Annotated in this window: 17 protein-coding genes; 4 read left to right on the forward strand and 13 right to left on the reverse strand. The window is 75.5% G+C overall.

Features of this window, described 5'->3' with window-relative positions; genetic code table 11:
- Positions 1–58: 58 nt before the first annotated feature.
- The 11 genes from AC060K_RS01280 to hemE all read right to left on the reverse strand — a co-directional run bounded on the left by AC060K_RS01280 (position 59) and on the right by hemE (position 12,768).
- Positions 59–2,527: a heavy metal translocating P-type ATPase gene (locus AC060K_RS01280; protein WP_483763631.1), complete on the reverse strand. Its 2,469-nt coding sequence runs from the start codon at positions 2,525–2,527 to the stop codon at positions 59–61.
- A gap of 79 nt (positions 2,528–2,606) precedes the next feature.
- Complete coding sequence (locus tag AC060K_RS01285; RefSeq protein WP_483763632.1) at positions 2,607–2,915, reverse strand: heavy-metal-associated domain-containing protein; 309 nt, start codon at positions 2,913–2,915, stop codon at positions 2,607–2,609.
- Positions 2,916–2,935: 20 nt separating this feature from the next.
- Positions 2,936–3,310, reverse strand: coding sequence for a metal-sensitive transcriptional regulator (locus AC060K_RS01290; RefSeq protein WP_483763633.1), 375 nt, complete (start codon positions 3,308–3,310; stop codon positions 2,936–2,938).
- Between the two features lie 57 nt (positions 3,311–3,367).
- On the reverse strand, positions 3,368–5,197 hold the full coding sequence (locus tag AC060K_RS01295; protein ID WP_483763634.1) for an ABC transporter ATP-binding protein: 1,830 nt from the start codon (positions 5,195–5,197) through the stop codon (positions 3,368–3,370).
- Positions 5,198–5,249: 52 nt separating this feature from the next.
- Positions 5,250–6,632, reverse strand: a complete 1,383-nt coding sequence (gene hemL, locus AC060K_RS01300) for a glutamate-1-semialdehyde 2,1-aminomutase (protein ID WP_483763635.1) — start codon at positions 6,630–6,632, stop codon at positions 5,250–5,252.
- Positions 6,633–6,646: 14 nt separating this feature from the next.
- Positions 6,647–7,588 (reverse strand): porphobilinogen synthase, encoded by a 942-nt coding sequence (hemB, locus tag AC060K_RS01305; protein WP_483763724.1) that lies wholly within the window; start codon positions 7,586–7,588, stop codon positions 6,647–6,649.
- A 50-nt stretch (positions 7,589–7,638) separates the two neighbouring features.
- Positions 7,639–8,688 carry a uroporphyrinogen-III synthase gene (locus AC060K_RS01310; protein ID WP_483763636.1) on the reverse strand — a complete coding sequence of 350 codons (1,050 nt, stop codon included), beginning with the start codon at positions 8,686–8,688 and terminating at the stop codon, positions 7,639–7,641.
- A complete protein-coding gene (gene hemC, locus AC060K_RS01315) occupies positions 8,685–9,803 on the reverse strand; it encodes a hydroxymethylbilane synthase (RefSeq protein WP_483763637.1) in 1,119 nt (372 codons plus the stop codon). Before hemC ends, AC060K_RS01310 begins: the two co-directional genes overlap by 4 nt.
- Before the next feature lie 160 nt (positions 9,804–9,963).
- Positions 9,964–10,416, reverse strand: coding sequence for a hypothetical protein (locus AC060K_RS01320; protein ID WP_483763638.1), 453 nt, complete (start codon positions 10,414–10,416; stop codon positions 9,964–9,966).
- Positions 10,385–11,611: a protoporphyrinogen/coproporphyrinogen oxidase gene (locus AC060K_RS01325; RefSeq protein WP_483763639.1), complete on the reverse strand. Its 1,227-nt coding sequence runs from the start codon at positions 11,609–11,611 to the stop codon at positions 10,385–10,387. Before AC060K_RS01325 ends, AC060K_RS01320 begins: the two co-directional genes overlap by 32 nt.
- Positions 11,608–12,768: a uroporphyrinogen decarboxylase gene (hemE, locus tag AC060K_RS01330; protein WP_483763640.1), complete on the reverse strand. Its 1,161-nt coding sequence runs from the start codon at positions 12,766–12,768 to the stop codon at positions 11,608–11,610. The genes AC060K_RS01325 and hemE overlap by 4 nt, the downstream gene beginning before the upstream one ends.
- A gap of 49 nt (positions 12,769–12,817) precedes the next feature.
- On the opposite strand from hemE, the gene AC060K_RS01335 reads away from it, so the two are divergent.
- The 4 genes from AC060K_RS01335 to AC060K_RS01350 all read left to right on the forward strand — a co-directional run bounded on the left by AC060K_RS01335 (position 12,818) and on the right by AC060K_RS01350 (position 17,140).
- Positions 12,818–14,317 (forward strand): glutamyl-tRNA reductase, encoded by a 1,500-nt coding sequence (locus tag AC060K_RS01335; protein WP_483763641.1) that lies wholly within the window; start codon positions 12,818–12,820, stop codon positions 14,315–14,317.
- Positions 14,318–14,424: 107 nt separating this feature from the next.
- Positions 14,425–15,279, forward strand: a complete 855-nt coding sequence (locus AC060K_RS01340; protein ID WP_483763642.1) for a hypothetical protein — start codon at positions 14,425–14,427, stop codon at positions 15,277–15,279.
- A 50-nt stretch (positions 15,280–15,329) separates the two neighbouring features.
- Positions 15,330–16,154, forward strand: coding sequence for a DUF5926 family protein (locus AC060K_RS01345; protein WP_483763643.1), 825 nt, complete (start codon positions 15,330–15,332; stop codon positions 16,152–16,154).
- A 185-nt stretch (positions 16,155–16,339) separates the two neighbouring features.
- Positions 16,340–17,140 carry a glycosyltransferase family 2 protein gene (locus AC060K_RS01350; RefSeq protein WP_483763644.1) on the forward strand — a complete coding sequence of 267 codons (801 nt, stop codon included), beginning with the start codon at positions 16,340–16,342 and terminating at the stop codon, positions 17,138–17,140.
- Here AC060K_RS01350 and AC060K_RS01355 read toward each other — a convergent pair.
- Positions 17,097–21,755, reverse strand: coding sequence for a hypothetical protein (locus tag AC060K_RS01355; protein WP_483763725.1), 4,659 nt, complete (start codon positions 21,753–21,755; stop codon positions 17,097–17,099). The genes AC060K_RS01350 and AC060K_RS01355 overlap by 44 nt on opposite strands.
- Positions 21,756–21,817: 62 nt before the next feature.
- Positions 21,818–22,918 (reverse strand): diacylglycerol/lipid kinase family protein, encoded by a 1,101-nt coding sequence (locus tag AC060K_RS01360; protein WP_483763645.1) that lies wholly within the window; start codon positions 22,916–22,918, stop codon positions 21,818–21,820.
- Positions 22,919–22,959: the final 41 nt, after the last annotated feature.

Consider the following 22,959-nt stretch of genomic DNA (forward strand, 5'->3'; position numbering starts at 1 on the left):
CCCTCCGCCGAGACAGTCACTTCGTCCGACGAAGTCACTGTCTCGGCAGGGGGTGGGGTCAGCCCGCGCGGCGCAGCCGGAGCGAGTTGCCCACCACCAGGACCGAGCTGAGCGCCATCGCGGCGCCCGCGATCATCGGGCTGAGCAGGCCCGACGCCGCCAGCGGGATCGCCGCCACGTTGTACGCGAACGCCCAGAACAGGTTCTGCTTGATGATCCGGAGCGTCGTCCGCGACAGCCGGACCGCCGACGCCGCTGCGCGCAGGTCGCCCCGCACGAGCGTGATGTCGCTGGCCTCGATGGCCACGTCGGTGCCGGTGCCCATCGCGAGGCCCAGGTCGGCGGTGGCCAGGGCAGCGGCGTCGTTGACGCCGTCGCCCACCATCGCGACCGTGCGGCCCTCGCGCTGGAGCTCCGCGATGCGCGCCGCCTTCTCCTCGGGCAGCACCCGGGCGAGGACGTCGTCCTCGGCGATGCCCACCGCCCGGGCCGCCTCACGGGCGGCGCCCTCGGAGTCGCCGGTCAGCAGGTAGGGCCGCAGGCCCAGGGCCTTGAGCTCGGCGATCGCCTCGCGCGACGTGGGCTTGGCCGGGTCGCGCAGGGTCAGGGCCGCGCGTGCGGTCCCGTCCCACGCGACGGTCACGGCGGTGGCACCACCGGCCTCAGCCTGCCCGACGGCGGCACGCACCTCCTCCGGCACCGTCACCCCGCGCTCGGCGAGCCAGTCGAGCCGCCCCACCAGCACGCGGCGGGTGTTCAGCGCGCCGTCGGGGGCGAGCCCCGCGTGCGACCGCCGGACCAGGCCCTCGACGCCGCCGCCGGGCGTGGCGACGAAGCCGGAGACCTCGAGCCCGTGACCGGAGGTGTCCTCGGCCGCCTCGCCGGTGGCAGACGTTCCGGGCGTTTCCGGCAGCCCGGACGCGTCCCGGGCTGCCGCGGCGTCACGTGCTGCCGCCGCGACCGCCTGCGCGATCGGGTGCTCGCTGAGCGCCTCGACGGCACCGGCGTACCGCAGGGCCTCGGCGTCGTCCCCGCCGGCGGCCGCGACCACCGACTCCAGCGCCATTCGGCCCTCCGTCACGGTCCCGGTCTTGTCGAGCACCACGGTGTCGATGCTGCGCGTGCTCTCGAGCACCTCCGGCCCGCGGATGAGGACGCCGAGCTGGGCTCCGCGTCCGGTGCCGACGAGGATCGCCGTGGGCGTGGCCAGCCCGAGGGCGCAGGGGCACGCGATGATGAGGACGGCGACGGCGGCGGTGAACGCGGCGTCGGCCCCGCCGCCCGCGAGCAGCCAGCCGACGAGCGTCAGCACTGCCAGCACCACGACCACCGGGACGAACACGGCCGAGATGCGGTCGGCGAGCCGCGCCACGGGCGCCTTGCCGGTCTGGGCGGCCGACACGAGCCGGCCGATCCGCGCCAGCATCGTGTCCTCGCCCACGCGGGTGGCCCGGACCAGCAGGTGGCCCGACGTCAGGACCGTCCCGCCCACCACGGCGTCCCCCGCCGTGACGTCCACGGGCACCGGCTCGCCCGTGACGAGCGACGTGTCGACGGCGGACGCGCCCTCGACCACCACCCCGTCGGTGGCGACGGTGGCACCGGGGCGCACCGTGAAGACGTCCCCGACCTGCAGGGCGGCGACGGGGACCTGGGTGGTGACCCAGCCGCCGTCGGGCAGCCGGAGGGGTGTGCCGTCCTCGGCGAGCGAGACGCGCTCCGCGTCCTTGGCGCCGAGCGAGAGGAGTGCGCGCAGGGCGTCGCCCGCGCGGCGCTTGGAGCGGTGCTCGGCGTACCGGCCCGCGAGGAGGAAGGTGGTGACCACCGCGCCCACCTCGAAGTACAGCTCCGGGCCCATGCCCTCCATGCCGCCCATGGGCGGACGGACCGTGTCCTGGACGAGCACCCAGAAGGACCACAGCGTCGCCGCCGTGACGCCGAGCGACACGAGGGTGTCCATGGTGCTGCTGCCGTGGCGCGCGGCCCGGGCGGCGGCGGTGTGGAAGGGCCATGCGGCCCAGCCGACGACGGGCAGGGACAGCGCGGCGATCAGCCACTCGCGGCCCGCGAAGTCGATCCCCGGGACCATCGAGAGCACGAGGACCGGCGCGGTCAGGACGGCCGCGACGCGCAGGCGCCGGAGCAGGTCGGCGCCGCGGTCCGGGGTGGTGTCGGTGGCGGGGTCGGCTACCGGCTCCGCCTCCCCCGGGCTGTCAGAAGCTCTCTGGTCTGTACGCCGGGAAGCCTCTGACAGCTCGGGGGTGGCGCTGCGCGAGCGGGTGACTGTCGCGCCGTAGCCGGCGGCCTCGACCGCGGCAACGAGGTCGGTGTCGTCCACGTCCGCGGTGAGCACCACGTGGGCGCTCTCCAGCGGGAGGTTGACCGTGGCCGCGACGCCCGGGATCTTGCCCAGCTTGCGTTCCACCCGCGCCACGCACGACGCGCACGTCATCCCGGTCACGGCGAGCTCGACCTCGCGGAGCGGGGCGCTGTCGGCGGGGGCGAGGGGCGCGGAGGGGGCAGTCATCACGGGCTTCCTGGGAGAGAGGTGACGGGAGGGGCCGGCGGCGTGGACCCGCACGATGGACCGACCCGGCGGCGGGGACCTACGCCTGGACGATGGGCAGGGTGCGGAGCGCCTGCTTGGCCGGGGCCTGGGCGGACGCCTCGGCCGCGACGGCGTTCTCCAGCACGTCCACGGACGTGACCGAGTAGCCGGCCTCGTCCACGGCCTCGCGCAGCGGCGCCTCGGCCAGCGGCAGCGCCGAGACGACGCGGACCAGCGAGGTGCCGCCGGCGTGCAGCTCGACCGAGATGTCCTGCACGTCGGGCACGCCGCGCAGCTCCTGGGTCACCGACGAGACGCAGTGGCCGCAGGTCATGCCGTCGACAGCGAGGGTGGTGATGGTGGTCATCGGGTTCTCCTTGGTGGGGTTCACATGCGGACGAGGCGGGCGATCGCCTCGGAGGCTTCGCGGACCTTGGCGGCCCCGGCGTCGTCGGACGACTTCGCCGCGTCGACGACGCAGTGCCCCAGGTGGTCCTCGACGAGCGCGAGGCTGACGGCCTGGAGCGCCTTGGTGACCGCCGAGACCTGGGTGAGGATGTCGATGCAGTAGACGTCCTCGTCGATCATGCGGGCGATCCCGCGGACCTGGCCCTCGATGCGGCGCATGCGCTTGAGGTAGGCCTCCTTGTCGGAGGCGTACCCGTGGGGGCCGTCGTGGTCGTGGGCGCCGCCGGGCGCCCCGTGGTCCGGGTGCCCGACGACGTCCGTGGTCGCCTCAGGTGCCTGCGTCGCCTCGGTCATGCTTCCACCATACCCCCAGGGGGTACGTAGTCAAGGGCTCCTGCCCCGTGACCCGGGTCACGGGGCCGCGGGCGCCTCCGCCACGGCGATCCGGAGCGCGGCCACCAGGTCGCGGTACAGCTCGTCCGACGCGTACAGCTCCTCGTGCGTGCCGCCTGCGCGGACCCGGCCCGCCTCGAGGACGAGGATGCGGTCGGCGTCGAGCACCGTGGAGAGCCGGTGCGCCACCGTCACGACCGCGCCCCGCGCCGCCTGGGCGCGGATCGCGTCGTGGATCGCGGCCTCCGTCAGGCCGTCGACCTGGGAGGTCGCCTCGTCGAGGAGCAGCACCTCCGGCTCGCGCAGCAGCGCGCGGGCGAGCGCGATCCGCTGGCGCTGCCCGCCCGACACGGCGGAGGAGACCAGCGACGTGTCGAGGCCGTCGGGCAGGGCGTCGAGGTCGGCCTCCAGGCGCACGGCCCGCAGCACCTCCCGCACCTGCTCCTCGGTGGCCTCCGGGCGGCTGAACAGGAGGTTCTCCCGGATGGTTCCCGGGACCACGGGTGTCTCCTGCTCCACGTAGGCGAAGCGCTCGCGGACGGCGGCATGGCTCAGGCGGGAGTACGGGACGCCGTCGAGCAGGAGCTCGCCGTCGTCGGGCTCGACGAAGCGGAGCAGGAGCGACAGCAGCGTCGTCTTGCCCGCCCCCGACGGGCCGACGAGGGCGACGTGGCCGCGCCGTGGCACGTCGAACGACACGTTCCGCACCGCGGGCGGTGCGTCGGGGCCGTAGCCCGCGGTGACGCCGACGAGGGCGACGGCCGGGACGTGGTCGCCCGGGGTGGCGGCCGCCTGGCCTGTGACCGGGCGGCTGCCCCCAGCGGTGCCGGCCGCGTCGCCCGCGACGGGCGGCTCCTCGACCTCCAGCTGCTCCACCTCGCGGATGCGCTCGGCGGCGGCCATGCCGGACTGCAGGGTGGTGAACGCCTGCGACAGCTCGGTGATGGGCCCCACGATGTTGAACGCGTACAGGAGGAACGCGACCAGGCTGGAGACCGCGAGGAGGTCCTCGGAGACCCGCCACGCGCCGACGCCGAGGATCGCGATGATCGCGAGCTGGATGCCGCCCCACGAGACCGTCCAGGCGAGGGCCTCGGTGCGCACGGCGGTGACGGCGTGCTTCTGGGCCTCGCGCGCGTCCGTGAGGATCGCGGTGCCCTGGCGCTCCTCGGCCCGGCTCGCCTTGACGGTCCGGACGGCGCGGACGGTGCCCTCCACGGTGCCGCCCAGCCGTCCCACGGCCTCCTGCGTGCGGTGCTGCGCCTTGCCGATCCCCGGCAGGAGCACCGCCATCGAGATCGCGACGACGACGATGGCAGCCACCGTCGAGGCGAGCAGCACCAGGTCCAGCACCGCCATCAGCACCAGGGTGCCGACCAGCGCGATGGCCCCGTTGACCAGGCTGACCAGGCTCTGCGACGCCGCCTGGCGCAGCAGCAGCGTGTCGGACGTGACGCGCGTGACCAGCTCTCCCGCAGGCTGGGAGGTGATCGCGGCGACCCGCGCGCGGAGATAGCGGCGCACGATCGACTCGCGGGCGTCGTAGACGATCTGCTCGGCGAGCGTGCCCAGCAGGATCCACTGGACCATGCCCACCACGGAACCCACGACCATCAGCACGACCAGCCAGGCCACCGGCGCGGTCAGGGGGTTGCCGGCGGCGAGCGAGTCGAGGACCCACTTGGTCACCATGGGCGTGGCCAGGCCCATCGCCGTCCCGGCGAGGCCGAGCACCAGGCCCAGGGCGAGGGTGCGGCGGTGCGGCCGGACGAACCCCAGCAGGATGCGGAGCCGTTCCGGGCCGGGGTGCACGGGGGCCGGGGCGGCTGCGGGCGGTGAGTCGGTCATGGTGTCAACCATGGTTGACGATCCTCTCGTGTGTCAACCATGGTTGACGGGGTCAGGCCTTCGCGATCGCTGCGGCCCGGGCCGCAGCGGGGAGGGCGTCGAGGATGCGGTTGACCGCGGCGTCGTCGTGCGCGGCCGAGACGAACCAGGCCTCGAACACGGACGGCGGCAGGTTGATCCCCGACTCCAGCATCGAGTGGAAGAGCGCGGTGTACCGGAACGACTCCTGCGCCTGCGCCTGCGCGTAGTCGCGCACCCCGCGCGACGCCGCCAGCGGCCCGAAGAACACCGAGAACAGCGAGCCGGCCCGCTGGACGACGTGCTCGACACCCGCGGCGGACAGGGCGTCGCCCACGGCGTCGGACAGGGCGGAGGCGACGGCGTCCACCCGGGCGTACGCGGCGTCGTCGGCCAGCCGGAGCGTGGCCAGGCCGGAGGCGACGGCGACCGGGTTACCCGACAGGGTGCCCGCCTGGTACACAGGGCCCACGGGCGCGAGGTGGTCCATCACCCAGGCCGGGCCGCCCAGCGCGGCCACGGGCATCCCGCCGCCGATGACCTTGCCGAACGTGAAGATGTCGGGGGTGTAGCCCTCGGCGCCCTGGGCGCGGAGGGACGCGTTCTCCAGCCCCCACCAGCCCGACGGACCCACGCGGAAGCCGGTGAGCACCTCGTCGAGGATGAGCAGCGCGCCGTGCGTCGCCGTGATGCGCCGCAGACCCTCGTTGAAGCCCTCCGCGGGCGGGACCACGCCCATGTTGGCGGGGGCGGCCTCCGTGATGACGGCGGCGATCTGGGACCCGCGCTGCGCGAACGCCGCCTCCACGGCCGCGAGGTCGTTGTACGGCAGCACCAGCGTCTCGGCGGCTGACGCCTCGGTCACGCCCGCGGTACCGGGCATCGCCAGCGTCGCGACGCCGGAGCCCGCCTCCGCCAGCAGCGCGTCCACGTGCCCGTGGTAGCAACCGGCGAACTTCACGACCAGTGGCCGGCCCGTGACGCCGCGTGCCAGGCGGATCGCGGTCATCGTGGCCTCGGTCCCCGTGGACACGAGCCGGACGCGCTCGGCGGCCGGGACGCGCCGTCGGACCTCCTCCGCGAGCTCGACCTCCGCCAGCGTGGGCGCGCCGAACGACAGCCCGCGGGCCGCCGCCTCCTGGACCGCGGCCACCACCTCGGGGTGCGCGTGACCCAGCAGCGCGGGGCCCCACGAGCAGACCAGGTCGACGTACTCGCGCCCGGCGACGTCCGTAACGTACGGGCCGCGCGCAGACGCGAGGAAGCGCGGCGCCCCGCCCACCGACTGGTACGCCCGGACGGGCGAGTTCACGCCGCCGGGGATCGCGCCCTGGGCGCGGACGAACGCCGCCTGGTTGGGGTCGGGCGCCGCGGCCCGCCGCAGCGCCTGGGGCTCGATGCCGTTCTCCTGGGCCACTGTGCGCTCCTCCGTCACTTGATCCACTCCGCGATCTCGAGCGCCCAGTACGTGAGGATCACGTCCGCGCCGGCCCGCTTGATGCTCGTCACCGACTCGAGGACGGCGCCCTTCCGGTCGATCCAGCCGTTCGCGGCGGCGGCCTCGATCATGGCGTACTCGCCCGACACCTGGTAGGCCGCGACGGGCACGTCGGACCGGTCGGCCACCGACCGCAGCACGTCCAGGTACGACCCGGCCGGCTTGACCATGACCAGGTCGGCGCCCTCGGCGAGGTCGAGGTCGGCCTCGCGGAGGCCCTCCCGGCCGTTCGCGGCGTCCATCTGGTACGTGCGCCGGTCGCCCTGGAGCGCCGAGTCGACCGCCTCCCGGAACGGGCCGTAGAACGCGCTCGCGTACTTGGCGCTGTAGGCGAGGATGCTCACGTCGAGGTAGCCGGCGTCGTCGAGCGCGTCGCGGATCATCGCGACCTGGCCGTCCATCATGCCCGACGGCGCCACGACCTCCGCCCCCGCGCGCGCCTGCGCCACCGCCATGGACGCGTACCGGTCGAGGGTCGCGTCGTTGTCGACGGTGCCGTCCGAGGACAGGACGCCGCAGTGGCCGTGGTCCGTGAACTCGTCGAGGCAGGTGTCGGCCATGACGACCGGCGCACGCCCGTCCTCCCGGCCCGCGACGGCGTGCCGTGCGATGCGGATGGCCCGCTGCAGGATGCCGTTCTCCGCGTCACCCTGGGAGCCCGTGGCGTCGCGACGGGCGGGGATGCCGAACAGCATGACGCCGCCGATCCCCGCGTCGGCGGCCGCCGCGACGGCCTTGCCGAGCGTCTCCTCGGTGTGCTGCACCTGGCCCGGCATGGACGTGATCGGCGCGGGCTCGGTGAGGCCCTCCTTGACGAACAGCGGCAGCACCAGGTCGGCCGGGTGCAGCCGGGTCTCCGCCACCAGGCGGCGCATGCCCGGTGTGGCGCGCAGACGGCGCGGCCGGTAGACGATGCCCGAGGTGCTCACGGGTACTCCTTCGTGGTCGGTGCGGTGGTCGGGGGACTTGGGGCGCTCGCGACGCGAGCGGTGCTCGTGAGGGCGGTGCTCGCGAGGGCGGCGAGGACAGCGTCCGCGAGGGCCGCGTCGGTGGGCTGGGTGGCGGTCGCGACGACGTCGAGTCCCGCCCGGCGGGCGGCGTCGGCGGACGGCTCGCCGATCGCGACGACCGCCCGGCCCTGCCCGAGCTGCGCGGCGACCTGCCGGGCGGCGGACCCGGACGACACGACGACCAGGTCGTACATCGCCCCGACGACGTCCGCGGGCAGCTTTCGCGCGACGGTGCGGTAGGCGGTCACGACGTGGGGCTCCCAGCCCTTGGCCGCAAGGGCCCGGGGGAGGTGGTCTCCCGCAAGGTCCCCAAGCGGCAGCAGCACTCGCTTCGTCGCTGTGGGTATGGCTGTGGCGGGAATTTCGGCGCCGATTGCCGCCACAGCCATACCCACAGCGGAAGGAGGTGCGGTGGGCGGTGGGGCGGGCGGGAAGGCGTCGGCCAGGGCTGCGGCCGTCCGCGTCTCCGGGACCAGGTTGGCAGGGATGCCGTGCCGGGCGAGGGCACGCTCCGTCGCGGGGCCGACGGCGGCCCACCGGGTCGCCTCGGGGATCCAGCCGGGGCGCGTGACGGGGCCGGCCGGGTCGGCAGTGCCGGCCGGGTCGGCCTGGGCGGGGTCAGCCGTGGCCGCAGCAGCCTGGCCCGCGTCCGCCTGGGTCGCCGTCGGCTCGCCGAGGAGCGCCTCGACCGCGTTCACGCTCGTGATGACGACCCACTCGTAGCCGCCGCGGGCGAGCCGCTCGCGGGCGGCCCCCAGCGACGCCGCGTCCTCCACCGGCGCCCGCTCGATCACCGGGGCTGTCGTCACCCGGACGCCCGCGGCGCGGAGCCGCTCGACGAGTCCCCCGGCCCGGTCCTCGGCCCGCGCGACGAGGACGGAGGCCTGACGCGCACCGTCCCGGCCGGCCGTGACGTCGGTACCGGTACCGGTCCGGCGGGCGGCCGCTGTCGGCTCCGTCGTCACGCACCCTCCGGGTCGTCGGTCCCGGTCGGGTGGTGGTTGGCCGGCACGCCCACGGGGACCGGCGCCCGGAGCAGCGGCGCGAGGCGCTCGGCACCCTCCAGGAGCAGGGCCTCGCCGACCCGCACGCCGAGCTGCCGGGCGACGTCGTCGAGCGTCTCCGGGCCGGCGTCGGCCGAGAGGCCGGCCTGCGAGCGGTGCACCAGCTGCTCCGTGCCGTCGACGCGGGCCACCACGGCGGTGAGCGTCAGCACACCGCTCTCGGCGACGGCGTGCGCACCGACGGGGGCGGCGCAGCCGGCCTCGAGGCGGGCCAGGACGGAGCGCTCCGCGAGGACGGCGAGCCGGGTGGGCCGGTGGTCGAGCGCGCGGATCGCCTGAGCGAGCGACTCGTCGTAGGCGACGTCGACCGAGGTGATCGACGACGTCCGGACCTCCACCGCGAGGGCGCCCTGCCCGGGGGCAGGCGAGACGACGTCGGTCTCCAGCACGTCCGTGACCGCGTCCGTGCGGCCGAGCCGGGCGAGGCCGGCGAACGCGAGGACCACGGCGTCGAGGTCGGCCTCCGGGCCGAGGGCCCGGCCGAGGCGGGTGTCCACGTTGCCGCGGATGTCGACCACCTCGAGATCCGGGCGGGCGGCCCGGAGCTGCGCGGCCCGGCGCGGCGAGCCCGTGCCGACGCGAGCCCGGAGCGGCAGCGTGTCGAGGGTCAGCCCGTCGCGGGCGCAGAGCACGTCACGGGGGTCCTCGCGCTCGGGGCTGACGTACGTGAGCCCGGGCGCCGGGGCTGTCGGGAGGTCCTTGAGGGAGTGCACGGCGACGTCGCACCGGCCGTCCAGCAGCGCGTCACGGAGGGCCGTGACAAAGACGCCCGTGCCGCCGAGCGTCGCCAGCGAACCCGTGCGGACGTCGCCCTCGGTGCGGATGTGGACCAGCTCGACCGGACGGCCCGTCAGCTCCTCGAGGCGCCGCGCGACCAGGCCGCTCTGCGTCGTCGCGAGGGCGCTCGCCCGCGTGCCCAGGCGGAGCGGGGTGCTCTCCGCCGGGCGTTCGGCGTGCTGCTCCGCGGCGGTCTGCGGGGTGCCGGGCATGCTGACGGACTCGGGGGTCGGGGTCACATACCCAGTGTCCCCCTTCCGGCCCGGTCGGACGAAACGGGAAGGCGGTCCTGCGGCGGACCTCACACCCTCGTGCCCGCCTCGCACCCAGACCCCGTGTGACCGGCAGTTCGTCGGATGATCGGCAGCCCGGGCTGCCGATCATCCGACAAGCTGCCGGTCACGTCGGCGAGGACCCGCGAGCTGCGACGGCGGACGCCGCGTGCTGCGCGTGGGCCACGATCGCCGCGAGACCCGTTCCGGCGATCCAGCCACCCGTGACAGCCAGGCCCTCCGTGGCAGACACGGCTGCGACGAAGGACGTGACCTGCGCCCGGTAGGCGGGAGTGGGCGGCGGCAGCGAGCCGTCCCACCGCTGGACCAGGTGGTCGCGGACCCTCCCGGTCAGGTCCACGCCCAGCAGGGCGGACGCGTCGCGGGTGGCCTGCTCGACGGCCGGCTCCGGGGTGGGCTCGCCGATGCGGCCGTAGCTGAGCCGGACCACGTGGACGCCGTCGCGCCCTGTGGCCTCCCGGACCCGGCGGGCCAGCCAGGGCCACTTCGCCGTGGCGTGGGTGAGGGCCTTCGCGCGGACGGGCGGGTCACCCGCGGCTGCGTCGGGGGCCACGAGCATGCCGGAGCCGCGCGGGGCGGCGTCGAGCTCCGGGGCGTCGAGCAGGAGCGTGACGAGGCGGATGTCGGCGCCGCGGGCGGGCTGCGGGACGGCGGCCCTGTTGCCTGCGGGGGGCTCCGCGCACATTGCTTCGGCACTTTGTCGGGGGGGGGGGGGGGGGGGGGGGCGCGCGCCCCCCCCCCCCCCCCCCCCCCCCCGACAAAGTGCCGAAGCAATGTGCCGAACCGTTGTCGGACGGGCCGATCACGTCGGCGAGGCCCGGGACGCCCGCGGTCGCGATCACCAGTCGCGGCGTGCGCAGCACGGCCGGCCCGGCGCCGACGGCGGACCCGGGGCCGCCGTCGCCGGTGCCGCCCTCCCCGCCCGCGCCGCCGCCCGGGTGGGTGAACTGCACGAGCCAGCCGGCGCCGTCGTCGTCCACCGGGGCGCGCTGCACGCCCGTCACCTGCGAGCCGACGCGGACGTCCAGGCGGGCGGCCAGCGTGTCCACAAGCCTGTGGATACCGCCCTCGATGCCGCGGACCGCCGAGCCCGGGGGCGCGGCAGCGCGCAGCTCCGCGACCGCTCGCGTGAGGGAGCCGCTGCGGGCGAAGGCGTCGAGGAGGCCGGGGGCCACGGCGCTGACGTCGAGCGACGACAGCGGCGCGGAGTGGACCCCCGCCGCCACGGGCGCGACGAGCCGGTCGGTCACGCGTCGCCCGAGCCGGGTGCGGGCCAGGGCACCGAGGTCGGAGGTGTCGGCGAACCGGCGCGGCAGCACGCGGTCGAGGCAGGCACGCGCCACGCCCGGCCAGCCGACGGCGCGGCGCACGTCCGCTGCCCAGGGCCGCGACGGGATGCCGAGGATGCCCGCCGCGGGGAGCGGGAACGCCCGGCCCGCGGCGAATCCCCAGGCCGGGGCCGGAGCGGGCGCCTCGACGCTCAGCCCGAGCTCGCGGGCCAGCGCCTCGACGGCGGTGCCGCGGGTCGCGAAGGACTCCGCCCCCAGGTCGAGCGGGACGTCGGGCAGCGAGGGGAAGGACCCCCCGCGGACCGGCCCGCCGGCGCGGTCGGAGGCCTCCAGGACCACCACGCGGAGGCCGTGCCCGGCAAGGGTGTAGGCCGCGACCAGGCCGCCGATCCCGGCGCCGACGACGACGGCGTCGGCCCGCTCGGGGTCGCTGTGCCCCGGGCCGCCGCCCCCGCCCGCCGTCACAGCGAGTGGACCAGCTCGACCACGCGCGTCAGCACCGTCGGGTCGGTCTCGGGCGGCACGCCGTGGCCGAGGTTGAGCACGTGCGCGGGGGCCGCGAGCCCCCGGCGGGCCACGTCCCGCACGTGCGCCTCGAGCACGGGCCACGGTGCCGCGAGGAGCGCGGGGTCCACGTTGCCCTGGAGCGGCACGCCGGGCAGCAGCGCGGCGGCCTCGTCGAGCGGGGTGCGGTAGTCGACGCCGACGGCGTGGTCGGCGAGCCCGGCGTCGGCCAGGACGGACCGCATCGCGGGGAGGAGGTGCCCGGTGCCGGTGCCGAAGTGGATGGCGGGCACACCGGCGTCCGTCCCGGGGCCGGTCGTGGCCGCGCCGGGGCCGAACCGGAGGTCGGAGACGTGCCGCAGCGCCCGGGTCGAGGCACCCGCGACGTGCGCCGTGTAGTCGGCGAGGGACAGCGAACCGGCCCAGGAGTCGAAGAGCTGCACCGCGGAGGCCCCCGCCGAGACCTGGGCGCGGAGGAACGCGCCGGTGAGGTCCGCGGTCCAGTCCACGAGCCGCTGCCACGTCTCCGGGTCGGCGTGCATCAAGGTGCGGGCCGCAAGGTGGTCGCGGGACGGCCGCCCCTCCACCAGGTAGGCCGCGAGCGTGAACGGCGCCCCGCCGAACCCGATGAGCGGCGTGACCCACTCCTGGCCCTGCTTCTCGGCGAGCTCGGTGAGCCCGGCCACCGTGAGGGCGACGGCCTCGTGGATGGGCTCGAGCGCCTCGTCGGTGAGGGTCCGGGACACGAGCCGGTCCACGTCGTCGGCCGTCCGGTACGGCTGGTCCATCACGGGCCCCACGCCGGGCGCGATGTCCACGCCGACACCGGCGAGCCGCAGGGGCACCACGATGTCGCTGAAGAAGATCGCCGCGTCGACGCCGTGCCTGCGCACGGGCTGGAGCGTGATCTCGGCGGCGAGCGGGGGCCGCAGGCACGAGTCGAGCATGGTGACCCCCTGCCGTACCTCGAGGTACTCGGGGAGCGAGCGACCGGCCTGGCGCATGAACCAGACAGGCGTGTGACCAGGCCGTTCACCCCGCAGGGCCTGCACCAGGGGTGCGGCGGAGGTGCGCCCGTCGCTGAGCGGATGGGCGGGGGCGAGCGTGGTCGACTTCACGCTTACCGATTCTGCCCTGGCACCCCTGACCGCATAAAGTCGGAGCACTGTGGTTCTCCTCTCCCTGACAGCCAGCCATCGCGAGCTCGACCTCGACGCGCTCGAGCGCCTGTCCACGGGTTCTACGTCCGTGGGCAGGGTCGTCGTGGGCTCGTGCGGGCCCGTCCAGGGCGCCGTGGTCATCTCCACGTGCAACAGGTTCGAGCTCTACCTGGACGTGGACGCGCCCCTCGACGGCGACGGCGTGCGTCACGCGACGCGGCACGTCGCCCAGCTGGTCGCCGGCGCGTCCGGGGTGGACGACGAGACGGCCGCCGCCAGCTTCACCGTCCGCTCCGGCCAGGAGGTCACGGAGCACCTGTTCGCCGTGGCTTCGGGGCTGGACTCGATGGTCGTGGGCGAGCGCGAGATCGCGGGCCAGGTGAAGCGGGCGCTCGAGCTGGCGCGCGAGCAGGAGACCACCTCCAAGACGCTGGAGCTCCTCTTCCAGACGGCGTCGCGCACGTCCAAGCGGGTCGGTACCGACACAGAGCTGGGCGCGGCGGGCCGGTCCGTCGTCTCGCTGGCGCTCGATCTCGCCGAGGGCCAGCTGCCCCCGTGGGGCGCCTCGCGCGCCGTCCTGATCGGCACGGGCTCGTACGCGGGTGCGTCGGTCGCTGCCCTGCGGGCCCGCGGCTGCGACGACATCCGCGTCTACTCGCGGTCCGGCCGGGCGGGGATCTTCGCCGAGTCGCACCGGGTGGAGCCTGTCGACGACCTGGTCACGGCGCTCGCGGAGGCGGACCTCGTGGTGAGCTGCAGCGGCGCCCGCGGGCGTGGCCCGGCCGGGGGGTCGCGTCCCGGCGCCTCCGCGGCGGCCCGCGAGCGGGGTGAGGACACGTCGTGGGGCAGCGGCGGTGCGGCTGGTGTCGCCGGGCCGGCCCGCCTCGGGCTGGTGGCAGGCCCGGACGCCCCCGCTGAGGCGAGCCTCGACCACGTCCTGGACGCCGCCGCGGTGGTGCGGGCTCGGGAGCGCGCCGCGCAGCGGGCCGGCGACGAGCCGGAGCCGCCCGCGCTCGTCATCCTCGACCTCGCGCTGCACCGTGACGTCGACCCGCGCGTGGCCGACGTCGAGGGTGTCCTGCTCTACGACCTCGCCACGCTGAAGGCGCACGCGCCCGCGGTGGCGCGTGACGTCGTCGGGCAGGCTCAGGCGATCGTGGACGCGGCTGCTCGGGCGTTCGAGGACACGCGGCTCGGCCGCGCGGCCGACGCCGCGGTGATGGCCCTGCTCGACGAGGCCGAGGAGCGGGTGCGCGCCGAGGTCGAGGCGGCGGTGGAGCGTCTGACCGCCGAGCTCGCCGAGCGGGGCGAGGACGGCCCCCAGGAGTCCGACGTCGAGGCCGTCGCACGTGACGTGCGCCGACGGGTCCACGCGCAGCTGCACGGCCGGATCGTCGAGGTCCGGGCGTCGGCGCGGGCGCGTGCGCGGGCGTCGGAGGCGGCGGTCGTCGCCGGCGCTGAGGCCGTGGCTCGCGACGCAGCGGGAGCGCGCGTTACCGAATCGTGATGGCCGCGGGCGATATTTCCCGCTCACGCCGCTATGAGCCGGTAATGGTCCGGTACCGTCGGCACATTCGACAGTAGGTACCTGGGTCAACCGCTGGAGCAGACCTCATGAAGCACGCCGCAACGAAGCCGTCGTCGCAGACGGGAAAGACCCACGTCACGCGAGTCGTCGCGACCTTGGCGCTCGTCACCGCGGCCACGGCCGCGGCCGCCCCCGCGATGGCCCACTCCGACGGCTTCGGGCACGACCGCGACCGCGGGCACGACGGCGGGCGGTCCCAGGGCCACGACTGGGCCGAGCAGGACCACGGGGACCGCGACCGTCGCGACCGCGACCGGCACGACGAGGGGCACCGCGCCGACGACGGGCGGACGCAGCAGCAGACCGCCGGCGCGCCCCAGTCCTTCGAGCCGCAGAACTACCGGCCCGCCGACTACTCGGTGCCCGGCTACACGGGCAAGGACTGCGACCGGGGGAACGGCGCGCAGGAGCAGCAGGCCCAGGCTGCCGCACCGGCTGCCGCTCCGGTGGCCGCGGCACCGCAGCAGGCTGCGCCGGCTGCCGCTCCCGTCGCGACCGAGGCCGCGCCGCCCGCTGCTGCGGGGGCTGCGGCGCAGAAGACCGGCACGGCTCCGGCGCCGGCGGTGTCGCGGGACCCCGCCGTCGTCCCGGCCGGGACCGCCGGGACCGCCGACGCTGCTGCTGCCGAGGCCGCTGCCGCCGACGTGGCGGAGGCGACCGGCGCGCAGTTCGTGTCCGCCGCGGCCACGCGGTACGACACGGCGGCCGTCGACCGGATCGTCGCGGACGCCGACGCGCTGCGGGCGGCGACGCTGGACGCCCCGGCCACGATGCCGATGACGGGCTTCGAGGCTATGGCGCTCACCGGGCTGGCCGGCGCGCTGGTGGTCGGCGGGTCAGGATCCCTCGTGATGGCGCGCCGTTCGCGGGCCGAGAACTGACCTGCCCGTCTAGACCTGTGGGAACCTCCGGGCACGGATAGACTCCACGCATGGTCAAGAACTCCGCGTCCGACTTCGTGCTCCGCCCGTTCGAGGGGCTGCCCGGGGAGACCGACTGGGTGGCGATGCGCGAGGTCGTGCCCTCCGCCACCGCGACGGCTCGTACCACCGCCGAGCACGGCTCGCGCGAGGTCACGGTGGTGACCCTCCTGCCGGGCGGCTGGACTGCGCTGCACCGGGCGGACGGCAACATCCTCCTGGCCGTGCAGGGCATCGTCGGCTCGGGCGACGTGAGCCGCGACCTGGCTGCGGCGCTGCTGGAGGCCATCTCGCTGGAGCCGGGCACCGCCGTGGAGCCGGGCGCGCTGCCGGGCGACGGCCCGCGCCTGCAGGACGTGCTCGACCTGTCCGTCCCGTTCGAGATCACCGTGCACGACGGGTTCGACTACTGGGTGGACCCCTCGACCGAGGTGACTCCCGAGGTGAAGGAGTCGCTGGAGGACGCGGCGTCGGGCACCGTCCCGACCGTGCGTCTCGAGTCGGTGTCGTCCGCGTACTGGTGCCGCATGAGCCGGGAGTTCCTGCGCTGGGCGCGCCCGGAGCCCGAGGAGCAGCTCATCGACGCGCTGTCCCGCCTGCACGCGAAGCGGGAGTCCGGTCTCGCCGGCGGCCGTTTCGTGGGCGCCTTCCGCGCCTCGGGTCTGCTGGTCCCGGTCTGGGAGCTGCCGACCGGTACCGAGGCGGCCGACCTGGAGGGGCCGGTCAAGGAGCTGGACGAGCGGCTGACCGCCGCGCTCGCCGTCGACGCGCCGCTGGACGCGAACGAGCGTCGCGCTCGGGCCGGCATCGTGTCCCGTCAGGTCACTCTTCGCTAGTGCGGCTCCGGTGGGTTCCGTGGGCAGGAACTCGCCGGTTCACGACAAGTTGCCCGCTTCAGGTCCCACGTCTTCACGGCAACTCCTCAACCAAGGGAGTAGGATTTCGCGGGTAATCCTTTGCTTAGTGAGAGAGTAAAGGTCGCCGACGATCACCACCCATCGACCCACCAGGCAGGACAGGTGTGAACGCTCTCCCGGTCGCCAAGACCGCGCGTCCAGGTAACGCCCAAGCAGGCAGGAACGTCCAGCGGGTTGCCGTGATCATCCCCGCCAAGGACGAGGCTGAGCGCATCGCCGCGACGGTGCGCTCGGCTCGGGCGATCCCGCACGTCGACCTCGTGCTCGTCGTCGACGACGGGTCGGTCGACAACACCCAGGACGTGGCGCGAGGGGCGGGGGCCGTGGTGGTGCGGCACTCGCACAACCGGGGCAAGGCTGCTGCGATGGAGACGGGTGCCGCTGTGGTGGCGATGCGCGACGCCGAGGGGCGTCCGCCGAGGCTGCTGCTCTTCATCGACGGCGACCTGGGCGACACGGCCGTGAACACCGCACCCCTGGTCCGTCCGGTGCGTGAGGGTGTGGCCGACGTCGCGATCGCTCTCCTGCCCAAGCAGCCGGGCGCCGGCGGCCGCGGCATCGTGGTGGGCGCCGCTCGCCGGGCGATCGAGTCGATGACGGGGTGGAGCCCCAGCCAGCCGCTCTCCGGCATGCGCTGCCTCACCCGCGAGGCCTTCGAGGCTGCTACCCCGCTGGCCCGGGGCTGGGGCGTGGAGACGGGCATGACGATCGACCTGCTCCGCAGGGGCTACGTCGCCGTCGAGGTGCCGTGCGACCTCCGGCACCGGGCGTCGGCGAACGACCTCCAGGGCCAGATGCACCGGGCCGCCCAGTACCGGGACGTCATGCTCGCGGTCGGCGCGCGCCGAGCGCGCGCCGCTGTCAGCGGTGTGCGGCAGGCAGGTCAGCAGGTCGTCCGGAGCTGACGCTCTCGGGGGCGCGCACCGGCGGCGCGGGCGAGTCCGGCGGCGCTGCCGGACCCGTAGGGCCGGGCGTCCGGAGCACCGTCAGCAGGATCAGAGGGACCGCCGGGATCAGGGCGATCATCGCGATCCGCACACCGAAGTCGTTCACCACCGAACCGAGCGTCGCGAGCGTCCAGATGGCCAGGACCGCCGCACGCAGCAGCGGCCACTCCCGCTCGGCTCGGAGGAACCAGCGCGGGGTGACCCGCTCCCGCAGCGAGGCGGGCGCGAACAGGGCGACGGCCACGGCGACCAGGATCAGCACGGTGATCCATACCGGTACGCCGCCCAGCACCGACCTCAGGGCATAGCCCGCCTTGCGTGCGAGCGTCTCCCACGCCTCGCCGTCGATCACCTGGCTCACGAACCGGCCCAGGTGGGAGCGCTGCTCGGCGGGGCGGAGCCAGTCGAGGACGCCCACGGCGCCGACGAGCGCCACACCGGCCAGGCCGACGCCCGCGAACCGCGCGAACGTGAGCCGTAGCCCGGAGGCGGCGAGCCCCACCACCACGAAGGCTGGGACGAGCACCAGCCCGCCCCCGAGATCAGCTCCCAGCGTCGGCCACACGTCGACGGCCATGGCGACGACGGCGATCACGGTGACCACCACGGCTGCGGCGACGCGCCGGCCCCGCATCACCAGGGACTGGGCGATCGCCGCGGCGAAGACCACCGCGGCCACGGCGTAGACCGAGAAGGTCGGGTTTCCGAACCCGTAGAACCGGGCGCCGTAGGTGGGAGCCGAGCCCAGCGGCGCCGCCCGGTTCAGCGGGGTGCCGATGAGGGCGTCCACCGTCAGGACCACGAAGGTGATCGCGGCGATCACGCCCGGAGCGACCCACACCGGGTGCCGGGGGGTGAGCGCTGCGAGCCCCGCGACGCAGGCCGTGAGCACCACCGTGGAGAGGACGAGCACCCAGCCCGCGGCGGGGAACCGCCACCAGTCGGCGAGCGATGCGAGGAACCCGCCCACCGGCAGGGCCGCCAGGAGCAGGGCTGCGGTCTCCGCGGCGCGGCGGCGGCGGGGGCCCACCGTCCGGCCCGCCCGTGTCGCGACAACGCCGACGGCGAGGCAGGCGGCGGCGAGCGCGAGGCCCGCGTAGAAGGGCACGTCGACGAGCCAGGCGTAGGCCGCCCGCCGCAGGTGGTCGCGGGACGTGAGGTCGGCGAGCTCGTCGGCGACGATGGCCGTCACCGCCGGCCGTACCTCGGCCCGCACGATGGGGGTGTCGTCGAAGCCGGTCGTGTCCGCACCCGCCGCCGCGAGGATGGTGACCGGCACGTCCTGGATCCGCACGACTCCCGCCGTGCGCGTGGCGGTGCTGGCGAGGTAGCGGGGCTGGCCGTCCTGGTCCGGCGACGGGCGCATGAGCGCCGTGCCGAGCTCCAGAGGCGCGCCGGGAACGCTCGCGGTGTCGATCACGAGGATCGTCGCCTCGGCGGGCGCGGAGGCCACGACCCGCCGAACCGCCGCGTCCACGGCGGCTACCTCGTGGGCGCGGAGCCGTGCGACCGCCGCTGGGTCGGCTGCGTCCGTGCCCGCCGCTCCGGCGTCGAGGATCGCGCTGCCGGCGTCGATCAGCGTGACCGGGCAGGCGAACGCCTCGTCCGGCAGGGGGAACGTCTCGTCGAGCGGGAAGTAGCGGCCGACCTCGCCGTCGGAGGTGGCCAGCGCGGCGGCGGCGCGGGGTCCGACCGCTGTGGCGCAGACGCCCGCGCCGCGCAGCGCGTCGCCCAGCGCACCGAGGTGGGCGGCGTACGGGGACCCTTCCTGCAGCGCCGTGAGCCGGTCCCAGCCGTCGACCGTCGCAGTAGCGGCGCCGTCGGTGCTGGGCTGGTCCTGTCCGGCGGGACCCGGTCCCACGGCGAGCGGGGGGCAGTCCCAGCCGTCTCCGGCACGCGTGTCGGAGACCTCCGCGAGCCGACCGGCCGAGAGCGTGAGCCATCCGCTCTCGGGACACCGGCTTGCGGCACCGTTCGGCAGCGCGACACCCGCGGCGTCGGCACCGTCGGTCAGCAGCCCGGTCAGCGCCGGTGCGGCCGACGTGCCCGTGGTGGCGGAGGGCCGGACGTCACCCCAGCGCAGACCGGCGGTACCGACCACGACGAGAGGGGTCTCCGGGTCGCCGACCTCGTCGGCGCCCGCGCCCACGGCGTGGGACTCCTCGCCCGCGAGGCCGGTGCCGGACGCGCCGGGGAACATCGCAGAGGCGAGAAGCAGCACCACGAGCAGGCCGCCGCCGAGGGCGCTGGTTGTCGCCGGCAGTCGCCAGGCCTGGGTCCGAGCCGGTGGTGCGGGCCGGGCCGGCCGGTCCGGGGACGGCGGCTCGCCCGCGTGCAGGCTGAGCAGGGCCAGGCCGGCGATCAGCACGATCCCGGCGATCGCGATGCCGGAGTCGTTGAGTGCCGAACCGGCTCCCGCCACCACCACCAGCGCGACCACGGCGTGCCGCAGGACCGGCCGGGCGTCGTACGCGTCGGCGAGCCCGGCGATCCGGAACCGGGTCGGGTCGAGCACCGCCCACGCGGCGGCGACCATGGCCAGGAGTGCCACCATTCCGGCGGGGTTGGCCACCGTTGCCCAGGCGCCGGCCGCCTTGCCGGCGATCACGCCCAGCGCCTCGCCGTCGACCACCCGCTGGACGAACCCGCCGAGGTGGGACGACGCGCCCGGCGCCAGCCAGTCCACGACCGCCACCGCTGCCACGATCATGAGCGTCGCGGCGACGACGACGAGGACCCGCCGGACGGTGACCTTGAGCCGGCCCACCAGGAGGGCCAGGACGGCGAACCCGGGGACGAGGGCGAGGATGCCGCCGAGGTCGGCGCCGAACCGGGGGCCGCCGTCGACCACCGTCGTCACCAGGCCGATGGCGGCGACGGCGGCGACGGCCAGCCGGCGGTCGCGGCGCAGGGCGTAGGCGGCGAGCCCGGCGGCGAGCACCACGCCGGTGGTCGCGTACACCGCGAACGTCATGTTGGTGAAGCCGTAGAACCGGGCGCCCAGGGCGGGCGACGGGCCCAGGAGGGACCCACGCTGCAGCGTGGTGCCGGTGAGCCCGTCGACCGTCAGCACGAGCCAGGTCACGGCCGCTGCGGCTGTCGCGAGGCGCCACGGAGACGGTGGCAGCACGCGGGACAAGCCCCAGGCGGCCAGCGCTGCCACGACGGCGCCCACGGCGACCGACGCCGTCAGTGCGAGCGTCGGGGCCGGCCAGACCCACCATCGCGAGAGGGTCGCGAGCGATGCGGCGACGGGGGCGGCCGAGGCCAGGAGGGCGGAGGCGACGAGGAGCCGCCGCCGACCCGTCCAGAGGGCCGTGGTGACCGCGCCCGCGAGCAGCACGACCAGAGCGGCGAGGAAGACGGGCAGGAGCGCGGGGATGGTCTGCGACAGCACGTTGACGTACTGGCGGTTCTCCACGGTCCGCGCCACGTTGATGCGGCGCTCCTCACCCTGCTCGAGGGGGTGGCCGTCGATCGCCAGGACGGGTTCCTCGGCGTCGCCGGGCCCCGGCGCGCCGGGGTCGCCGGACGGGTCCGTCGGGTCGTCCGGGGCGGTCTCCTCGGGGAGCGCGCCGGTGCGCTCGGCGACGGTGGCCGTGAGGTCCACGAGCTGCACCACACCCGCCGTCCGCGTGCCCTCGGAGGTGAGCCACCGGGCCTGCGTCGTCCCGGCGGTCCAGTCGACGACCACCTGGAGGCCCTGGGGCGCCAGCGGCGAGCCGGCGATGCCTGCGACGACCACGCGGGTCCCCTCGGGCAGGAGGTTCGTCAGGCGGCGGAGGGTGGCGTCGAGACCGTCCAGGGCACCGTGCCGGCCAGGGCCGTCGGGCAGCACGCCCGCGTCGACCACCGCCACGGGGCAGGCCGTGAGCAGGTCGGCCACCTCGGCGTCGGGCACCGGGTCGAGCGACTCGGCGTACCGGGCGAGCCGGCCGCCGCTGCCGGCGAGGGCCACGGCGGCCCCGGGGCCCACGCCTGTGGCGCACGCGTCTGCCCGGCCGAGGAGCTCACCGAGCGTCCCGGGGGTCCCGGTGCTCATCGCGGTGGGGTCGGCCGGGTCGGGCTGCGGCACGAGCGTGGACCACCCCGGGACCACCGCGCCGGAGACCGTCCCGGGAGTCTCCGCCGACAGGACGGGCCGGGGCAGCGAGGTGCACGACGCCGCCACGGTCGCGCCGATCGTGTCCGTCACCCCTGGCTCCGGCTCGGCAGGCGCGACGGGGTCCGGCTCCACGGACGCCGCCGACGCGACCCTCCGGCCGGCCGAGAGCGTGAGCCAGGCGTCGAGCGGACAGGTGAAGGGAGCGGCCGTGCGGACGTTCAGCGAGGCCACGGAGCCTTCACCGATCATCCGCCAGAGGGTCGGGGTGGAACCCCGGGACACGTCGGGCCAGCGCAGCCCGCCGACCCCCACGACCACGAGCGGGCCCTCGCTGCCCGGGTCAGGGGCCGCCGCGGCGACGGCGACGGCCTCGGCGCGCGCCGCCGTCGGGCCGCCGAAGGTGCCCACCACCGAGGCCAGGACCGCGACGAGGGCGACGGCCGAGGCGAGGAGGCGGGTACGGGGCATCACGCCGCCAGCCTACGTGCGGGGCCCTCCCGAGCGGATGCCGGCCTGTGGACAACCGGTGGTCAGGGCGTGCGGACCTGCAGGGACGCCGGCTGCACCCAGGTCTCCAGGTCGATGGCCCGGCCCAGCGGCTCACCGTCGACCTGGGCCTGCTCGCCGCCCGTCACGCGCACCCGCACCCGGCGGGCCTTGGCGTGGTCGATGCGGCCCAGCTTCTCCGGGAGGTCGTTGCGCACGCCGAAGTTCTGCATCACGACCTCGCCGAACAGCTGCGCCCAGCCCACCATCCCGCCGCGGGTGTCGATGGCGGCGACGTCCAGCACGCCGTCGTCGACCACGGCGTCGGGGAGGAGGGTGATGCCGCCCGGGAGCATGCCGCAGTTGCCCACCATGAGCGACCGCAGGCGGGTCTCCACGGGCGGGCTGTCGTCGAGCCAGATCCGCGCCCGCATCCGGCGGCCGTGCAGGTGCGACAGCCCGGCGACGAAGTACGCGACCCAGCCCACCTTCTTCTTCAGGCCGTCGTCCGCGTCGGCGACCATCGCCGCGTCGAAGCCCAGGCCGGCGATGACCAGGAAGAGGTGCTCCTCCGACGTGTCGCCGTCGTCGCCCTCGGCGAACTGGGCCACGCGGAGCCAGCCCACGTCGATCGCGCGCGTGCGGCCCGTCACGAGCACGTCCAGGGCGTCGTCGACGGAGGTGACCGAGACGTCGAGGTTGCGCGCCAGCAGGTTGCCCGTGCCCATGGGGAGGAGACCCATAGGCGTGCGCGTGCCGACCAGAGCCTCGGCCACCGCTCGCACCGTGCCGTCACCACCGGCCGCGAGCACGATCTCGGCGCCGTCCTCGACGGCCTGCCGGGCCTGCCCCACGCCCGGGTCCTCGACGGTCGTCTCGTACCAGAGAGGCTCCTCGAGGCCGTTGTCCGCGCAGAACTCCTTGACCTTGGCCTCCAGCTCGTCCACGCCGTCCTTGGACGGGTTCGCGACGACGGCGACCCGGCGAGGGGTGGCAGGGGCCGACTGGACGTGCGTGACGTGCACGGGTCCTGCGGCCTGGCGCTTGCGCATCCAGGCCTGCTGGGACCAGACCACACAGGCGACCACGAGGGCCGCGGTGGCGATGACGATCGCGGCGATGCCGAGCCATACCTGCCATTCCATGCAGCCAATCTATTGTGGATAACGTGTCGGAGGCGCACCGG

The organism is Antribacter sp. NEAU-D49 (genome assembly GCF_057158775.1).